Origin of the sequence: Jeotgalibaca sp. PTS2502, assembly GCF_001975685.1 — a bacterium.
GTDB lineage: Bacteria > Bacillota > Bacilli > Lactobacillales > Aerococcaceae > Jeotgalibaca > Jeotgalibaca arthritidis.
This window is the reverse complement of record NZ_CP019433.1, coordinates 1,667,249-1,683,821: the sequence shown is the minus strand read 5'-3', so window position 1 is coordinate 1,683,821 and position 16,573 is coordinate 1,667,249. Positions and strand designations below refer to the sequence as shown.

22 protein-coding genes are annotated in these 16,573 nt (G+C 38.5%); all 22 read left to right on the top strand.

Going from position 1 to position 16,573, the window contains the following annotated elements; genetic code table 11:
- Window positions 1-51 precede the first annotated feature (51 nt).
- The 22 genes from BW721_RS08300 (at window position 52) to BW721_RS08195 (ending at window position 16,565) form a co-directional block, all read left to right on the top strand.
- Window positions 52-1,089 carry a DUF2920 family protein gene (locus BW721_RS08300; RefSeq protein WP_198031457.1) on the top strand — a complete coding sequence of 346 codons (1,038 nt, stop codon included), beginning with the start codon at window positions 52-54 and terminating at the stop codon, window positions 1,087-1,089.
- 109 nt (window positions 1,090-1,198) lie between these two features.
- Window positions 1,199-2,029 carry a flagellin N-terminal helical domain-containing protein gene (locus BW721_RS08295; RefSeq protein WP_076767804.1) on the top strand — a complete coding sequence of 277 codons (831 nt, stop codon included), beginning with the start codon at window positions 1,199-1,201 and terminating at the stop codon, window positions 2,027-2,029.
- Between the two features lie 84 nt (window positions 2,030-2,113).
- Window positions 2,114-2,464 (top strand): flagellar protein FlaG, encoded by a 351-nt coding sequence (locus BW721_RS08290; RefSeq protein WP_083686840.1) that lies wholly within the window; start codon window positions 2,114-2,116, stop codon window positions 2,462-2,464.
- A 7-nt stretch (window positions 2,465-2,471) separates the two neighbouring features.
- On the top strand, window positions 2,472-3,872 hold the full coding sequence (gene fliD / locus BW721_RS08285) for a flagellar filament capping protein FliD (protein WP_076767800.1): 1,401 nt from the start codon (window positions 2,472-2,474) through the stop codon (window positions 3,870-3,872).
- Between the two features lie 10 nt (window positions 3,873-3,882).
- Window positions 3,883-4,206, top strand: coding sequence for a hypothetical protein (locus BW721_RS08280; RefSeq protein WP_076767798.1), 324 nt, complete (start codon window positions 3,883-3,885; stop codon window positions 4,204-4,206).
- 30 nt (window positions 4,207-4,236) lie between these two features.
- Complete coding sequence (fliS, locus tag BW721_RS08275) at window positions 4,237-4,599, top strand: flagellar export chaperone FliS (RefSeq protein WP_076767796.1); 363 nt, start codon at window positions 4,237-4,239, stop codon at window positions 4,597-4,599.
- Window positions 4,600-4,900: 301 nt separating this feature from the next.
- Window positions 4,901-5,284 (top strand): flagellar basal body rod protein FlgB, encoded by a 384-nt coding sequence (gene flgB, locus BW721_RS08270; protein WP_076767794.1) that lies wholly within the window; start codon window positions 4,901-4,903, stop codon window positions 5,282-5,284.
- A gap of 16 nt (window positions 5,285-5,300) precedes the next feature.
- The gene (gene flgC, locus BW721_RS08265) at window positions 5,301-5,732 is read left to right on the top strand and encodes a flagellar basal body rod protein FlgC (RefSeq protein ID WP_076767792.1); all 432 of its coding nucleotides are present in this window, start codon (window positions 5,301-5,303) and stop codon (window positions 5,730-5,732) included.
- 30 nt (window positions 5,733-5,762) lie between these two features.
- Window positions 5,763-6,074: a flagellar hook-basal body complex protein FliE gene (fliE, locus tag BW721_RS08260; RefSeq protein ID WP_227004667.1), complete on the top strand. Its 312-nt coding sequence runs from the start codon at window positions 5,763-5,765 to the stop codon at window positions 6,072-6,074.
- A gap of 41 nt (window positions 6,075-6,115) precedes the next feature.
- A complete protein-coding gene (fliF, locus tag BW721_RS08255) occupies window positions 6,116-7,693 on the top strand; it encodes a flagellar basal-body MS-ring/collar protein FliF (RefSeq protein ID WP_076767788.1) in 1,578 nt (525 codons plus the stop codon).
- A gap of 3 nt (window positions 7,694-7,696) precedes the next feature.
- Window positions 7,697-8,701, top strand: a complete 1,005-nt coding sequence (gene fliG / locus BW721_RS08250) for a flagellar motor switch protein FliG (RefSeq protein WP_076767786.1) — start codon at window positions 7,697-7,699, stop codon at window positions 8,699-8,701.
- Entirely contained in the window at window positions 8,685-9,446 is a 762-nt protein-coding gene (locus BW721_RS08245; protein WP_076767784.1) for a FliH/SctL family protein, read from the top strand. Before fliG ends, BW721_RS08245 begins: the two co-directional genes overlap by 17 nt.
- 6 nt (window positions 9,447-9,452) lie before the next feature.
- Complete coding sequence (fliI, locus tag BW721_RS08240) at window positions 9,453-10,763, top strand: flagellar protein export ATPase FliI (RefSeq protein ID WP_076767781.1); 1,311 nt, start codon at window positions 9,453-9,455, stop codon at window positions 10,761-10,763.
- Window positions 10,764-10,788: 25 nt separating this feature from the next.
- Window positions 10,789-11,223 carry a flagellar export protein FliJ gene (gene fliJ, locus BW721_RS08235; RefSeq protein WP_083686839.1) on the top strand — a complete coding sequence of 145 codons (435 nt, stop codon included), beginning with the start codon at window positions 10,789-10,791 and terminating at the stop codon, window positions 11,221-11,223.
- 21 nt (window positions 11,224-11,244) lie between these two features.
- Window positions 11,245-12,555 carry a flagellar hook-length control protein FliK gene (locus BW721_RS08230; protein WP_076767779.1) on the top strand — a complete coding sequence of 437 codons (1,311 nt, stop codon included), beginning with the start codon at window positions 11,245-11,247 and terminating at the stop codon, window positions 12,553-12,555.
- 19 nt (window positions 12,556-12,574) lie between these two features.
- A complete protein-coding gene (locus BW721_RS08225; protein ID WP_076767777.1) occupies window positions 12,575-13,000 on the top strand; it encodes a flagellar basal body rod modification protein in 426 nt (141 codons plus the stop codon).
- Window positions 13,000-13,398 carry a TIGR02530 family flagellar biosynthesis protein gene (locus BW721_RS08220; RefSeq protein WP_076767775.1) on the top strand — a complete coding sequence of 133 codons (399 nt, stop codon included), beginning with the start codon at window positions 13,000-13,002 and terminating at the stop codon, window positions 13,396-13,398. Before BW721_RS08225 ends, BW721_RS08220 begins: the two co-directional genes overlap by 1 nt.
- A gap of 38 nt (window positions 13,399-13,436) precedes the next feature.
- Entirely contained in the window at window positions 13,437-14,321 is an 885-nt protein-coding gene (locus BW721_RS08215) for a flagellar hook-basal body complex protein (protein WP_076767773.1), read from the top strand.
- A gap of 30 nt (window positions 14,322-14,351) precedes the next feature.
- Window positions 14,352-14,564 carry a flagellar FlbD family protein gene (locus BW721_RS08210; protein WP_076767771.1) on the top strand — a complete coding sequence of 71 codons (213 nt, stop codon included), beginning with the start codon at window positions 14,352-14,354 and terminating at the stop codon, window positions 14,562-14,564.
- Complete coding sequence (locus BW721_RS08205; protein ID WP_076767769.1) at window positions 14,561-15,376, top strand: motility protein A; 816 nt, start codon at window positions 14,561-14,563, stop codon at window positions 15,374-15,376. The genes BW721_RS08210 and BW721_RS08205 overlap by 4 nt, the downstream gene beginning before the upstream one ends.
- Window positions 15,369-16,094 (top strand): OmpA/MotB family protein, encoded by a 726-nt coding sequence (locus tag BW721_RS08200; protein ID WP_076767768.1) that lies wholly within the window; start codon window positions 15,369-15,371, stop codon window positions 16,092-16,094. Before BW721_RS08205 ends, BW721_RS08200 begins: the two co-directional genes overlap by 8 nt.
- 3 nt (window positions 16,095-16,097) lie before the next feature.
- Entirely contained in the window at window positions 16,098-16,565 is a 468-nt protein-coding gene (locus tag BW721_RS08195; RefSeq protein ID WP_076767766.1) for a flagellar basal body-associated FliL family protein, read from the top strand.
- Window positions 16,566-16,573: the final 8 nt, after the last annotated feature.

Sequence of the window (16,573 nt, the reverse complement as noted above, 5' to 3'; positions counted from 1 at the left end):
TGAATTCGAAATGGTTGGACATCCGAGTTTATACAGTGAAAATTCTAGGAAATTAAAGGTCTATTTTCTGAACCAGAGGCAGGAGTTAATGAAAACACCGGGATACTGTTATTAATTGCAGGATTTGGTGGACACGCTAACTCGAATGTATACAAGAAAATGCGAGATACGTTTGCTGATAAGTATAATCTTGTAACTGTTCAATGTGATTATTTTGGTTGGGAGTTTATGCAGAATGCAAACAATATATCTGTAGATATAAATCGTGACCTGATGGAAATAAAATTCAAGAAGAGTGAAGTAGATTATATTTATAAGGACAGTCATATTTTTGAAAGATTAATGGAAATCTGTAGTATAAATAAAGTAAATGTAAAAGCAAAAGAAAACATTCAAGAAAATGAATCAAATTATAATGATATGGGATTGATTCAAGCGATGGATAATATCAGTGCTGTTATGAGCGTTCTTGAAGTACTTAAAGATAATAGTTATCAAATAAATGCCAGTAAAATAATACTGTATGGTCACTCTCATGGTGCATATTTATCCTATTTATGTAACGCATTCGCTCCTGATTTATTTTCTCTGCTTATAGACAATTCATCTTGGTTATTTCCTGAGTATATAAAGAAAAATCGTTTTTTAAATACCCAATATGGCAATGCGATACTGTCTGTGGAGTTTGAATATCTGGCAAAAAAATTGAATCAGGATGAAGAAATACTTTATATACCTGAACTGTATAAAAAGTTTGAAAATAAATGCGATATTATTTGTTATCATGGGACAACTGACAATCTCATTAGCCATCATGATAAAATCACCCTAAAAAAGATAATTCGAAAGTTTCAATACAATGAAATTAACGATGATAAGTTAGATAACCAAATTTTTAGATCGACTTCTCATGGACTAGGAGCTGATTTCTTGAAGTTGTTTGAACACACTATAGAAAACTATGAGTTCAAAAAAAGTAATGAGAATGAGATTATGCAAAATACGATAGTATATAAAACAAAGAAAAATAACTATACGGTATCGTATGAAGATATTTTTCCAGTTTTAAGTATCGAGGATAGAATTTAAGGCATAAAATGATAATTATTTTAAAAAATGGCTTAAATAAAATGATTCTTGTCCGATAAATTATGTAGAGGCAAGACCTCAATAGAATATATATCAGGAGGAATACATAATGAGAATTAACACAAATATTTCAGCAATGAATACCTACTCACGTCTAACATCAGCTAATACATCTAAATCAGGATCATTAGCAAAATTATCTTCAGGATTACGCATCAACAAAGCTGGGGACGACGCAGCAGGATTATCAATCTCTGAAAAAATGAAAAACCAAATTTCTGGTTTAACTCAAGCAACACGTAATGCACAAGACGGCATTTCATTAATCCAAACAGCAGAGGGTGCTTTAAACGAAACACACACAATCTTAAACCGTATGCGTGACTTAACGGTTCAAGCGGCAAATGGAACAAATAGTACTGATGATATCGCTGCTATCGATTCTGAAATTAAACAATTAGCTGAAGAAGTTACACGTATCGCTAATCAAACAGAATTTAACACAACAACTCTTTTGAATGGTGGTTTATCTGGAGCTGGGGTTACATTCCAAATCGGTGCGAATAAAGCCCAAAGTATTACTGTTAAAATTGCGGATATGAGTGCATCAGGATTAAGCGTTGATGATTTAGATATCACAAATACTGCTGGTTCAACTACTAATACCGATGCTGCTCTAAGTGGTATTGACGCAGCTATTAAAACTGTTTCAGAACAACGTGCTAACTTAGGTGCAGTACAAAACCGTTTAGACCACACAATCAACAACTTAACTACAACAAAAGAAAACCTTTCTGAAGCTAACTCACGTATCCGTGACGTTGACATGGCTGAAGAAATGATGAGCTTTACGAAATCAAACATCTTGTCACAAGCAGCAACAGCAATGTTAGCACAAGCTAACCAAATGCCACAAGGTGTATTGCAATTATTGCAATAATCTCGTTAAACTATATATTGAAAAGGAGAGTCGACGTTGTCGACTCTTGCTTTCTATTATCAAACATTACTTTTGGAGGTGTAAATGATGGATGTTCATGGCATAAATAGAATCGTCTTTGATACGACTGGTCGAGACCATATTGAAATGATTAATAAAATCAAAACTATTACTGAGGTAAGCAAAGGTGATTATAAGGAGAATCTTACTTCAGACACTGAAATAAAAAATATTATCAAAGAAGCGAATGGGCTTGTATTAGGACTTAATGTCAATTTTCAAGTCTTGACACATGAAGGAACGAATCGTACGATAGTCCAGATGAAGGATTCAATCACAGATGAAGTAATTAAGGAATATCCGCCAAGTGAAATGTTAGATGTGATCGCGGGTATTTGGGAACAAGCGGGGATCATAATCGACAGAACGGAGTGACAGTAGCATGTCTTCAAACAGTATTAACTTCCTGGGAACCTATTCGGGTATTACCATGGACACCATTGAGCAACTGCTATCAGCAGAATCAACTAAACTAACCTCTTATAAAAATGAACAAGTGGCCGTAGAAAAAGAAAAAAGTGCTTGGAAGGATGTCCAAACACGTCTAACTAACTTAGCGACTAAAATGGATGCTTTGAAAAAAGCAGACACTTTCAATGCTAAAAAGGCGACACTCTCGCAAGAAGGGAAAATTGGCTTTACAGTAGGGTCAAAGGCGATTGCTGGTGACTATTCAATTACGGTTGAGAAGTTAGCGACTCGTACACAAATCAAGGGGGCCAAGCTCCAGCTTGATGAGAATAAGGCGTGGCAAAAAGAAGGAACGCTAACGTTCCTAACGACGAATGAAGCTGGCGAAGTTGAGCTGGACATTAAGATTGAAGCTGGCGATAACCTAGAAAAAATCGTTAATAAAATTAATGATGCAACTAAAGAAACGGGCGTTTCAGCCGTAGCGATTGATGACCGGATCGTTCTACAAAACACAGCTTATGGAAACCATGCGATTGATGTAAAAGGCAGTCTAGCTGAAGAATTTGGCTTTAAAGATCCTAGAAATATAAAAGCTGGACAATCAGCAATATTAACTGTAAATGGCATCAATATTGAACGGGATAGCAACCAAATTTCAGATGTGATGGACGGTGTGACCTTAGACCTTAAGGAAGAAACGAACCAAGCCATTAAAATCGAAATAGCTGATGACCTTGAAAAGACAGAAACAGCTGTTAAGGAGTTTGTAGATCAGTATAACTCAACCATGTCATTTATCGGTGGTTTGTTAAGTGTAGGCGATCCAACTATAGAGACTAACGAGACAGGCGCACTAGCTGGAGACAGCAGTTTGATTCGTCTGCAGTCTCAATTACGTTCGTTACTAACGAACGCAGTTGACAACGGCAATTCAGGATCAAATACAGCTAAGTCAATCGGTATTGAAGTAGACCGTTATGGTGTAGCAAGCTTTGATGCAAATAAGTTAAAAGAAGCATTGAAAGAAGACAGCTCGAAGGTTCGTGATTTATTTACCTTTACGAAAACATCGGGCAATGCGGCTGGTGAAACTGTCGAAGAAGAAATTGGCATTGGACAAAAATTTGAAAGTCTTATTAACAGCTTTACCGATTCTAAGGACGGTATTATTGCGACCAAAAATGCGACTTACGATAAATTAATTAAGAATATTACAGAACGTATTACAGTCTTTAACGACCGTTTGGAAACCAAACGTCAACAGTATATTACGAAGTTCACGGCTCTAGACGTCGCGATGATGGAAGCTGAATCGCAGTTAAGCTACATGATGAGCCAGTTTAGTAATTCGTCATCAAGCAATAGTTAGGAGAGTAACCATGAGTAATCGACTGACCGTACTTGAAGAGATGAATCACGTATTGGATTCATGGGATAATCAGGCTGAATCAGGCGCTGATATCATTCAACAGATGAAGCCATTGATTGAAGGGCTTAAAGGTCTACCAAATGACCCTTATACAGTGGAAGAAGACCAACTACTCAAGGACATTTATAAGAAGGAAACACGACTCGTTTCAGTGATGGAAGTAGCTAGAGAAGAAATTGCGCAAGAGCTTATTGGTTTAAACAAGAATAAGACGGCGGCTCAACATTATGTCTATTCTAAACAGACACCCATCTTCGTCAACCAAGAGTTATAGCTGTTGGTTTTATCATAAAGGAGCAAGAAAATGTATAACAAGCAAGCAAAGAATGCCTATCAACAAAATCAAGTATTAACAGCGTCACCCAAGAGATTAGTAAGCTTGCTACTTGAAGGAAGTTTAAAAAATCTAAAGATAGCTGAACTAAGTATAGAGAAAAATGATTTTTCAAAAGCTAATGAAGTATTGTTAAAACACCAAGATATTTTGGCGGAACTCCAACGTACACTAGACATTGAGCAAGGCGGAGCGATCGCGCAGGATTTAGATGCCCTATATACTTTTTTGATAAATGAAGCAATCCAAGCAAATATTCAAAAAGATGTCACAAAGATTAAAAATTCCCAAAAGTTGATACAAGAACTATTGGAGACATGGAACCAAATTTAACCCTTCAAAAGCCCGATTTAAAAGTGTTTATTAATCTAATAAGATTAGTAAGCACTTTTTCGTTCTTTTTTATATAACAATATTTTAGACAATATAACAATATAGATTTATATACTAAAACTTACATATTTCATGTAAAATAGATGACGTAGGGTTAAAAGTATAGGTATTATAGATCAGATTGACCTTAGAGAAAGTAAATAAACACTAAGTTTAATTAAATCAGCAAATTGAATGACAAATACATCCTGTCAATATAGTGAAGAATACTATTGTCATTTAGAAAGAAGGGAACACGTCAGTGACGAATATTAACTTTGATTTACTAAAAAACTCGCTTGATGCAGTCAGCCTTCGCCAAGAATTAATTGCTAGTAACATTTCAAATGTAAACACAGAAGGATATAAGGCGAACAAGCTAGAGTTTGAAAGCTTATTACAGCAAGCTGCTGATGGTAGAAGCTTGCATACAACACACGCTTCTCATTTAGGCGGCAGCAGTAATTTGGCAGAAGTAAATCCAATTTTGGGTAAGAATACAACGACCAGTGTGAAGGAAAACGGCAATAACGTAGATATTGATATGGAAATGGCTAATCAAGCTCAAAATACTATTCAATATCAAGCACTGACTGCGCAACTTAATGCTCAGTATCGAAGATTAGGAACCATTATCAACGGCTAAGAGGAGATGAAATCAGATGACAATTTTTAATTCCTTGCATATTAGTGCGAGTGGCTTGAGTTTGGAACGGTTAAAATTGGATACTATTTCGTCCAATATTGCCAATGTAAACACGACTCGTACGGAAGAGGGCGGACCATATCAAAAGAAAACCGTTGTCTTTGAGGAAGCGTTTAAAGAGAGTGTGCAAACAATTGAAATGGGTACATCAAGAAAGAGTTTTGGGGTTCGTGCAACAGAGCTAGTAGCGGATGAGACAGAAGTTAGGGAATACGACCCAACTCACCCGGATGCTGACGCAGAAGGTTACGTTTTAAAATCGAACGTTAATATGTCAGACGAAATGATTGATTTGATGGCAGCAGTAAGAGCTTATGAATCGAATATTACCAGTCTAGAAGCAGGCAAGGATATGTTGAAACAGGCTTTAACCATCTCATCAAAATAATAACGGGTCGTTGAAAAGGAGCAAGTCATTTTGAATATTGAAAACTATACGCATATAGCAAATAAGATAAACAGCTTGGATTCAATCAATTTTTCTCAAACAAATCAAGTAAGTGAAAATGGTGAAGGTTTTTCTGCCATTTTTAATCATGCATTAAATAGCTTTACGACATCTCAGCAAATGGCTGATGGAGCAACAACCTCTCTTGTTGTAGGAGATGATGTGGCATTACACGACATTATGATCCAAACAACGGAAGCTCAACTATCGTTAGAATTAGCAATACAAGTCAGGAATAAATGTCTAGAAGCATATAACGACATTAAAAATATGCAATTCTAATCAAATAGCCTTGATGGGGAAAAGGAGTAAGTTTAGGGGAAATGGATGTTGTAAAAAATTTATGGAATTCAATGAAATCAGGGTGGAACGGCTTATCACAAGCCAAACGCATTGGACTAATCAGTGTCAGTGCTCTTACAGTTATTATTTCATTAGTGGTTTATATTCATTCTCAAACAGTAGAATACGCCCTGCTGTTTAGCGGCATGGAAGAAGCAGATTCGGGAGCAATCGTTAATGACTTAGATGCCAAGGGGATCGCTTACCGTTTAGAAGATAATGGAACGAGTATCCGTATCGACAAAGATTATGTCGACAAATACCGAATTGAGTTAGCAGTAAATGATATGCTGCCTAACAATTCAATCGGATTTGAGATTTTTGATACATCAGGCATGATGGATACCGATAAAGACCGAGATATTAAAAAACAACGTGCTATTCAAGGCGAATTAGAGAGAGCAATTAGTGCTCTGGGTGGAATTGACAGTGCAAAAGTCATACTATCTATCCCAGAGGACAGCGTATTTACACGTCCGGATGACCTAGAGGAATCATCTGCTTCTATTATGATTGTGAAGAGTGGAAGCTTATCAACCTCAGCAATCCAAGGTATTGCGGCTCTTGTTTCTGGTGCGGTAGATAATTTACCGATTGGAAATGTCAGTATCGTCGATGAAAATGGTGCGTTATTAAGTGCGTTCCTACAAGAGAATGGGACATCATTATTTGCCTCTGATGAAGCATCTCGTAATCGTGAAATCGAAAAAAATTATGCGAGAGAACTGGAACAAAAAGTTCTAACGACATTAGCACCTATATATGGATTAGAAAATCTATCCGTGTCAGTCAATGTGAGCATGAATTTTGATGTTGGTGAAGAAGAATTAGTTTTATATGGCCAAGAAGCGGTCGATACAGACGAAGCAGTTGGCTCTAAAGTTAGAAGCGAGATTGTAACAGCTTCTGGTGGTGAAATTAATACAGAACAAGTCAATGGGAATGACTTGGCAGTCAATGAAGTTGTTGAAGGCGAAAATGGTAACACAGCGTCATTTAACAGCACGCGCAATTATGAATTAGATCAACGGACAACACGTACGATTTTTGAAACAGGTCGTGTAGAAGAGATTTCAGCCTCCGTGTTGTTTAATGCAGGTATTCCAGGATTAGCAGATGATAATCAGTTGCAAGCAGTAGTCACAAACATTTTAGGTTCAGATGCTGAAGGGAACATTGAGGTTATCCGTGCGAACTTTAACACGCCAAACGATGACTCTGACCCAGCAGTTATAGCACCAGCACAATCATTAGAAGAATTCTGGATGAACAACCGCTTCTTCATTATTATCGGTTTCGTTTCTATATTATTAATAGTGATAATTATTTTAGTAGTTATAGCGAGAATACGTAATAAACAAGAAGAGGAAGCAATTAACTTACAAATGGAAGAAGAAAAACAAGTAGAAGCGAAAAATGTTGAATTAAAAACGAAGAATATACTGAAAGAAAAATTGAGAAACGAACAACTCGAAAAGGAATCTTCTGCCCACCAAGAAGCGAAGGACAATCCAGAAGTTGTCGCTGACTTAATAAAAATGTGGATGAAGGATGAGTAGATAATGGAAGAAATGTCAGGAATTAAAAAAGCGGCAATCCTTTTAATATCACTCGGTGCCGAAACATCTGCTGAAATAATGAGACTTTTACCAGAAAGTTATATTCAAAAAGTGAGTTATGAGATTGCCAATATTGATTATGTTAATCCGACCGAGCGTGAAGAGATTCTAAATGAGTATTTAGAAATGTCCCAAGCTCGTCAGTATGTGATAGATGGCGGTGTGGATTACGCCCGCGAAGTATTAAATCGTGCCCTAGGAGCACAACGAGCAAAAGAAGTGATTGATTTACTCAATCAAATTCAGTTGCGAGAGCGTCCGTTTAACATTGCGAGGAAGGCTGACCCGATGCAATTGAAAAACTTGCTACTAAGCGAGCAGCCACAAACGGTAGCCTTGGTATTGTGTTATATGCAGCCAGACAAAGCGGCACAAATTCTTGCCCAATTTCCGCTTGAATTACAAACCGAAATTGCAGAGCGTATTGGAACAATTACACGGACATCGCCAGCAGTTATTGAGAAGATTGAGAAAGTAATCGAGAATAAATTCTCTTCTTATATCGAGAACGATACCGAAACAGTCGGCGGCGTTCATGCTCTTGTAGAGATTCTTAACTCTGTGGGTCGAACAACTGAGAAGAATATTATCGAAGTGTTGGAAGAAAGACAGCCTGAATTGGCAGACGAAGTGAAGGCAAACCTATTCACCTTTGAAGATATTATTTCCTTGAATCCTTCAGATGTTCAGAAAGTCTTGCGTCATGTGGATAATGATGATCTTATGTTGGCTCTTAAAGGTGTGGCAGACGACATCCGTAACTTCATTTTCCAAAATATGTCATCTCGTGCTGTTGAAACAATTAAGGAAGATATGCAGTTTATGGGACCAGCACGTTTGTCTGCTGTAGAAGAAGCTCAAACGAAGATTGTGGCGATTATTCGCTCATTGGACGAATCAGGCGAAATTTATATAAGAAGAGGCGATCAAGATGCTATCATCTCATAAAATTATCAAAGCCGGTACGCAAGCAAGTCATCCAAGTGAACGTGCAGCTGTTACGACAAACTGGCAGCCTAAGTCTTCTGAATATCTATTAGATGACATTGAAGAGTTAAATGATGAGCAATTTCAAGAAGAACGTCATAGAATTGAAGAATTGATTCGAGAAAAAGAATCGGAGAAACAAGCGATTTTGACAGAAGCCAAGTTAGAAGCAGAAGTCATCAAAGCGAGAGCAACAGAAGAAGGCTATCAAGAGGGCGAGCAAAAAGGCCTGCAAGAAGGGTTTAAGGCTGGCTTTCAACAAGCCTTGTTGGCTGCGACAGAAGAAGCAGAATCAATTAAGGCGCATGCCAAGCAAGTATTGGCTGATGCGACTGCTGAAGCACAGCAGTTTTATGAAGAGAAACGACATGACATTATTGCGTTAGCCGCTCAAATGGCTGAGAAAATTATACATGAAACCATTGATGCATCAGATAATAAGATTATTGATTTGGTAACACCTATTCTAACGAGAATGGATCAAGAGAGCAGTTTTATCACTATTTCAGTTAGACCAGAAATTCAAGACCAGATGAAAACCCATATAAAAGACTTAGAGGCAACCTATCCCCTATTTCGTTTTGTGGTCTTTGCAGATCCTGCATTGGAGAAAAATGGCTGCGTGATTGAAAGTTCCCATGCCATTATCGATTTGCAAATCAAACAGCAGTTAGAAGCAATGGTAGCAGATTTGAAGGAGTTGTAAGCGTAAATGCTTGAAGTACCGTTCGACCAGTATCAAAAACAGTTGAAGAAGAAAAATTACTTCCAAACAAAAGGTAAGGTATCGGAAGTAACGGGTTTAATTATTAAGGTTGAAGGATTGGAAGCTTTTATTGGAGAAGTTTGCGAGATTTTAATCAAAGCGACGGAGAAAATCGTATTGAGTGAAGTCGTTGGCTTTGTAGAAAAAACAGTTTTACTTATGCCGCTTGATAATTTAGACGGGATTGGACCTGGCTGTTTAGTCCGTCCTACTGGTAAAACCCTTCAAGTAGAGGTGTCAGACGATTTACTTGGGACTACACTTGACGGATTAGGCAGGCCCATGTCTCATGACGAGCCTATTAATGGCAGGTTGCAAGAGGTAAATGGAGAGGCACCTGATCCCTTTAAACGAAGAAAAATTGAAACTATTATTCCAACCGGTATTAAGGCTATCGATGGTGTATTAACAATCGGTGAAGGCCAACGGGTTGGAATTTTTGCCGGGAGTGGGGTTGGTAAATCAACCCTTCTCGGTATGATCGCACGTTATTGCGAGGCCGATGTCATTGTAATCGGCCTAATTGGTGAGCGTGGACGTGAAGTTTTGGAGTTTATTCAAAATGATCTTGGTGATGAAGGTTATAAGAAGTCGGTTGTTGTTTGTGCGACTTCTGACTCGCCGCCGCTCGTTCGCTTGAAGGGTTCCTTTACAGCAACAGCGATTGCCGAGTATTTCCGTGACCAAGGTAAGAAGGTCGTCTTGATGATGGACTCCGTTACCCGTGTGGCGATGGCACAACGGGAGATTGGTTTGGCGACAGGTGAGCCGCCGACAACCAAAGGATACACACCGTCTGTCTTTACAACGTTGCCACGTTTACTAGAGCGTAGTGGGATGTCGGATAAAGGCTCGATTACAGCCTTCTATACCGTTTTGGTTGAAGGGGATGACATGAATGAACCGATTGCCGATACGGTAAGGGGGATTTTGGATGGTCATATTCTCCTATCTCGAAAGATTGCATCCGAGAACCAGTATCCTGCTATTGATATTCAAAACAGTATCAGCCGTCTGATGAAGGAGATTGTTTCCGAAGACCATTATCAAGCAGCCGGCAGATTGAAAGAAAATATGGCGATTTACGCCGAATCAAAAGACTTGATTGATGTTGGTGCCTACCAAAAGGGGTCTAATCCAAGTGTTGACCGAGCAATTCAACTGCACCAACCGATTAAAGGGTTTTTAAAACAACAAGTTGAAGAACCTTATACATTTACAGAAACCATGCAATTTTTAACGAAGACATTAGCTTAAGAGATTATGAGTTGAGGTGAATAGAGTGGCAAGTCATACATTTTCCATGGAGAAAATATTAGGGTGGCGTTTTGATCAAGAAGATGATGCGAGACTACAAGTTGCTAATCTGAAGGAAAAATGGGATCGCGAAAACCAACATCTTCAAAGTTTAATCCAAGAGAATATCAAAGTAAAAAATGATAATCTGAAGAATACTCACATTCAAACATTACGCTACAACGATTATTACAAAATGGTGATTGATGAAAAGATTATCCAACAAAAAAACCTTATGGATGAGACGCAAGCGCAAATTAGTAAAGCTAATGAACAGTTGCTTGAAGCTCATAAAAACCGTAAAGCCATGGAAAAGCTGAAAGAAAAAGAATTAACAGCTGCAGAAGAAGAGCTGAAACGGATTGAACAAATGCAGCTCGATGAATTTGCGACAATGAGCTATAAACAACGCGTCTTATAGGAAGACGCGTTGTGAAAGGAGGTGAATATACTGGATAGCATATCCTTATTAACAACCGTTTTAACAGCAGAAAATAATCACCAACTAAAAACACCAGCAGCAGATAGTGAGCTATTTCAAGAGTTGCTCGGACAGTTTATGCAACCTTCTACTGAAGACCAAGCGCCTTTTATTGAAGATGAATTGACAATTGATCTTGATACAGCTGAAATACTTTTTGAAGAACCCGCTGAAGATATTGAAGAAATGCTAGAGGAAGCTAAGAAAGTCATGCTAACCTTCCAACACGTTCGTAACGATGAACCAAGAGAAGGGCTTCAAGTTTCTAATAATAGTCAACTTCAAACAATCACGTCGCACAATCAACCGACTATGCTCTTTATGAAGAAGGATATATCTGACAAGCAAGCGATGATAGCTAGTGAGTCGTTAGAGGCTGAAATGATGACGAGCTTTGAAGCGGATCGTTTCGAAAAGATTAGTTCACCAGAGGTTATCCATGAGGTGTTAGTTTCTGAAAATATGAGTCAACCAAGTGATCTTAAACCGACAAAAGAGACACCCGTTTCTGAGTTGGAGTTACTTCCGCAAGAAGAACGAGAATTTGAGGTTCCTGAACCAGTAAAAGCAAAGATTGAAGATAAAGTTGAACAAGTTAAACTCAGCCCTCCAATCGACCAGCTGAGTCTTGATAGCGAAGTAGAGCCTGTTACAGAAGACTTTTTGAAAGTTGATGGTAAGCAAGTTGGGATGAGAGAACAACTCGTGACAGCAGATCAACCGCTAGTTGCTGAAGCTGTTCAAGTTCAACAACTTGAGCAAGCACCCATCAATCCTGCTCTGAGAGAAGCAACGCCACTTCCGACTCCATCGACAACTGAAATAAGCTTTGATAGCCCACAACAGTTTGTAAGAGATATCGGAGCATTAATGGACTTATCGATTCAAGACATAACAACTAAAGAGAGTAAGCAAATTCGTGTTAGCTTGACACCGGAGACATTAGGGAACATTGAAATCCAGCTAGAATGGAAGGACGACAAAGTTTTGGCTAAGTTGATGGTTCAAAAGGACGATGTTAGAACATTTTTGGAAACGAAGATGCCGCTTCTCTTATCAGAAACGAAAAATGAAACAGTGATTCAAACGATTGTGATTGAAGAATTGCCACAATCAAACCTCCATTTCTCAGGTCAGCAGATGGATTTCAACAGCCACCAGCAAGCCGAGAAACATCATCCGACTAACTATTCAAACCAATCAACTATGGTTGAAGAGGAAGCCGAAGAAGAAGTGACAACGTCAACAGATGGGTTGAGTTTATATATTTAAGAGAGGAAGCGAAACTAAAATGGAAATTTCACAAAACTTTACAATCGGATCAACAGCGCAAGTTCAAGCCGCCGCTAAAACAGCAAATTCCGATATGAATATGGAAGACTTCTTAAAAATATTAGCAGCCTCATTGAGTATGCCATCAATGGGTGGTAGTGAGGGTGGATCCGACCAATCAATGGATTACATGAGTCAAATGATTCAGTTCAGTACGATTGAACAGTTACAAGACTTATCAACCTCACTGACAACAACCATGTTAATGACACAGCAACAGCAAGCCTTAACGATGATTGGGAAGGAAGTAACCGTTGTTCAAGATGGCGAACGCATTACAGGAACCGTTGAAAAGGCAAAATTCCTAAATGGCTATGCAACGCTTCACATTAATGGGAAAGATTACTATATGAATAGCGTGATGGAAGTAGGAGCTGATTCTTAGTGGCAATTCGGATTAATCAGGCGACTTATCCTGTATCGCGGCCAATACATCAGCCCCAACAACAAGAAACAAAGGTATTTCAATCCGTTTTATCAGAAGAGAAGAGCGAATTGAAACTATCTAACCATGCCCAAAAGCGGTTAGAACAACGTGGCATGCATTTGGGAGAACAAGATTTTACGCAATTGAATGATGCAGTGGATGAGTTAGAAGAGAAGGGCTCCAAACAATCCTTACTGATTTATAAGGACTTGGCGCTGATCGCAAGCATCAATAAACGAACCATCATTACTGCTCTAGACCGTGAAGAGGTTGACACAGTAACGAATATTGACAGTACTAAATTTGTAAAAGAGCTGGACCGAAAGGAAGCTCCGTCTACTGACCGATTGATGTAGACATTAACGATAATACAACAAATGGAGGAAATAATAACATGTTAAAATCTTTATACTCTGGCGTAAGTGGAATGAAAAACCTACAAACAAAAATGGACGTTATCTCGAATAATATCGCAAACGTAAATACAACAGGTTTTAAAACAGGTCGTGTTCGTTTCGAAGATATGATTAGCCAGACTATTTCAAATGCGCAAACAAACGTTAACGCAAAACAAGTTGGTCTAGGTGTTCAAGTGGGATCCGTTGATAATGTCATGGGTGGCGGAAACTTACAATCAACAGGGAGAGATCTAGACTTCGCGATTGAGAATGGAGATAACTCATTCTTTACAGTTAGTCCTGATGGTGAAGATGAAGCAGTCTTCTATACGCGTGATGGTGGGTTTTACTTGAACCCTAATAACGAATTAGTAACAGCGTCTGGCTATCATGTCATGGGTGTTATGGCAGAAGAAGGAACTAAAAATGATGCGACTTTCGACATCGGAACAATTGAATATGATGCAGCTACGGGTATGTCTAAAGTTGAAATTCCAAAAACAATGGTAGGCGATGATGGTGTGGCGCAGCCTTTAGATAGCTATTCTATTGATTCAACAGGGATTATTTTTGGTGTTTACAACGGAACATCATACATCGTTGGACAAGTGTCACTAACAAACTTTAGTAACCCAGGTGGTCTTGAAAAAATTGGGGGAAATATGTACCAAGCAACAAACAACTCTGGTGAATCACAAGTGGGCGGGGCACATCAAGATGGCTATGGTACAATTCGTAGTGGCTTCTTGGAAATGTCAAACGTTGACTTATCAAACGAATTTACTGAAATGATTGTTGCCAGTCGTGCTTACCAAGCTAACTCTCGTAGTATTACAACATCAGATCAAATGATTGAAGAATTACTATCATTGAAACGTTAATAAATAACCGATAGATTTGAGGAATAAATCGTGATTACATTAAGATCAATTACAGGAAAAGAATTTTTCCTAAATAGTGATTTAATTTACCGCATTGATGAAAATTTCGACACGATTATTACATTAACAAACGGAAAAACACTCCCTGTAGCAGATACAGGAGTGGAAATAACTGAAAAAGTAATCGCCTATAAGCGTGAGATAATGAGCGCTTTTATTTTAGAAAGGAAAGATAGTGAATGAAAAGAAGTTACGTTTCAGTCCTGTCATTAGTCATTGGCTTCGTGTTGATTTTTTGGTCAATCGTTGTTGGTGGGGGAGCCATTTCGGCATTCTTTCATCTCCCTTCCATTATTATTACGGTTGTTGGGTCATTCTCTGCTTTAGTTATTAGTTATCCAGTAGAGCAACTGAAAAAGGTGCCCTCTGTTTTGAAGAAATTGGTTCATTCACCGGAAGTAGATCGTCAAGAATTAATTGACCAAATCGTAGAATTGGCTCGTACAGCTAGAAGCCAAGGTTTGTTAACTTTGGACAACGAGATTAGTACGATCAACAATGAATTTTTAGCAGAAGGTTTAAAGATGGTTGTCGATGGTATGGACACAGAATCCATTCAGGAAATTTTAGAGTTAAAGATTAGTAATATGGAAGATCGTCATGCAATTGGGCAGGGAATCTTCATGAAATGGAGTGAACTAGCACCAGCATTCGGTATGATTGGGACATTGATTGGTCTAATTAATATGTTAGGTTCCTTAACAGACCCGAGTACCCTTGGGTCGGGGATGGCTGTTGCCTTAATTACAACCTTCTACGGAAGCTTCTTGGCGAACCTTGTGTTTGTACCGATTGCGACTAATCTACAAACAAAGACAGAAGTTGAAGTTCTTATTAATGAAATGATGCTTGAGGGAATTTTAGGCATCCAAGCAGGTCAAAATCCACGTATCATTGAACAGAAATTAGTGAGCTACTTAGATGGTAAAACTAAAAAAATTCGATCAGCTGATGCACAGGTAAACATACAAGGTGAGGGACAAGGCTATGCGTAGAAAGAAGAAAAAGGAAGTCCAAAGTGCGGGATCACCGCTATGGATGACAACTTTCTCTGACTTGGTTACGCTGCTATTAACCTTCTTCATCTTACTTTTTTCAATGTCACAAATTAGTGACGATAAATTTAACCAAATGGCTACCTCTTTATCAGGAACGTTCACAGGAGGAAATGGTATACTGGATGGTATTATTATGCCACCAGAAGAGCTAGTTGATGAACAAGTAGATAACGAAGTCGACACATCAAATTTTGATCCTGAATTACTAGATCTGTATCACGAAGTTTACTATTTTATAAAAGAACATGGATTAGAAGAAAAAGTTTCATTAACTGCTGACCAAGATGGTATCTATGTCAACATGAATAGCACGATTTTGTTTGGTATTGAGAGCGCGACTGTTACAAGTGACGGACGTAATGTGCTCTCTTCACTAGCAGACTTGTTTAGCCGCTTGGACAACAAGGTGATTGTTGAAGGATATACGGATGATGTCCCAACTCAATATGGTCAATACCCAACAAACTGGGAGTTATCGGTCAGTCGAGCGGTATCAGTTGTCCGTTACTTGAGCGAAGTAGAAGGAATTGATCCTAATCGCTTGTCAGCAGTGGGATACGGTGCACATGAGCCACTCGTTCCAAACGATTCAGCTGCTAACCGCGCAAAAAACCGACGAGTAAATATCGTTGTAGTGTATGAAAAGGAGGACTAACGTTTGAAAGTAAAGAATAACAACGGACTAACGTTTCCTAAGCTAATTATCCTCGCCCTTTTAGTAGGTGTGTTAGCAATCGGTGGCGGTGTAATCGGATCGATGGTTAGTTCTGGTAAAATTCAGGAATTCTTCAATAAGGAAGAAGAGGTCGTGGTTGAGAAAATCACCGTGCCATTCTCCGAATTCCTGTTAAACTTGAAGCCCGTTTCAGCAAATGATAATAGTTACTTACGAATTGAATTTTCATTTCTTGTAACTAGCGCTGAAGATGAAGAAGCTTTACTAGCAGAAGAGGCAGTGGTAAGAGACACTGTCATTGCCATTTTAAGAGAAAAAACAAGAGCAACCATCTTCTCAGAAGAAAATGGGAGCTTAACTGTTAAAGAAGAAATAAAAGCAGCAATTAATGACGTGATGGGACGAGATGTTGTCGCAGACATTTACGTGGTTAATATGGTCATGCAATAAGTATGAAA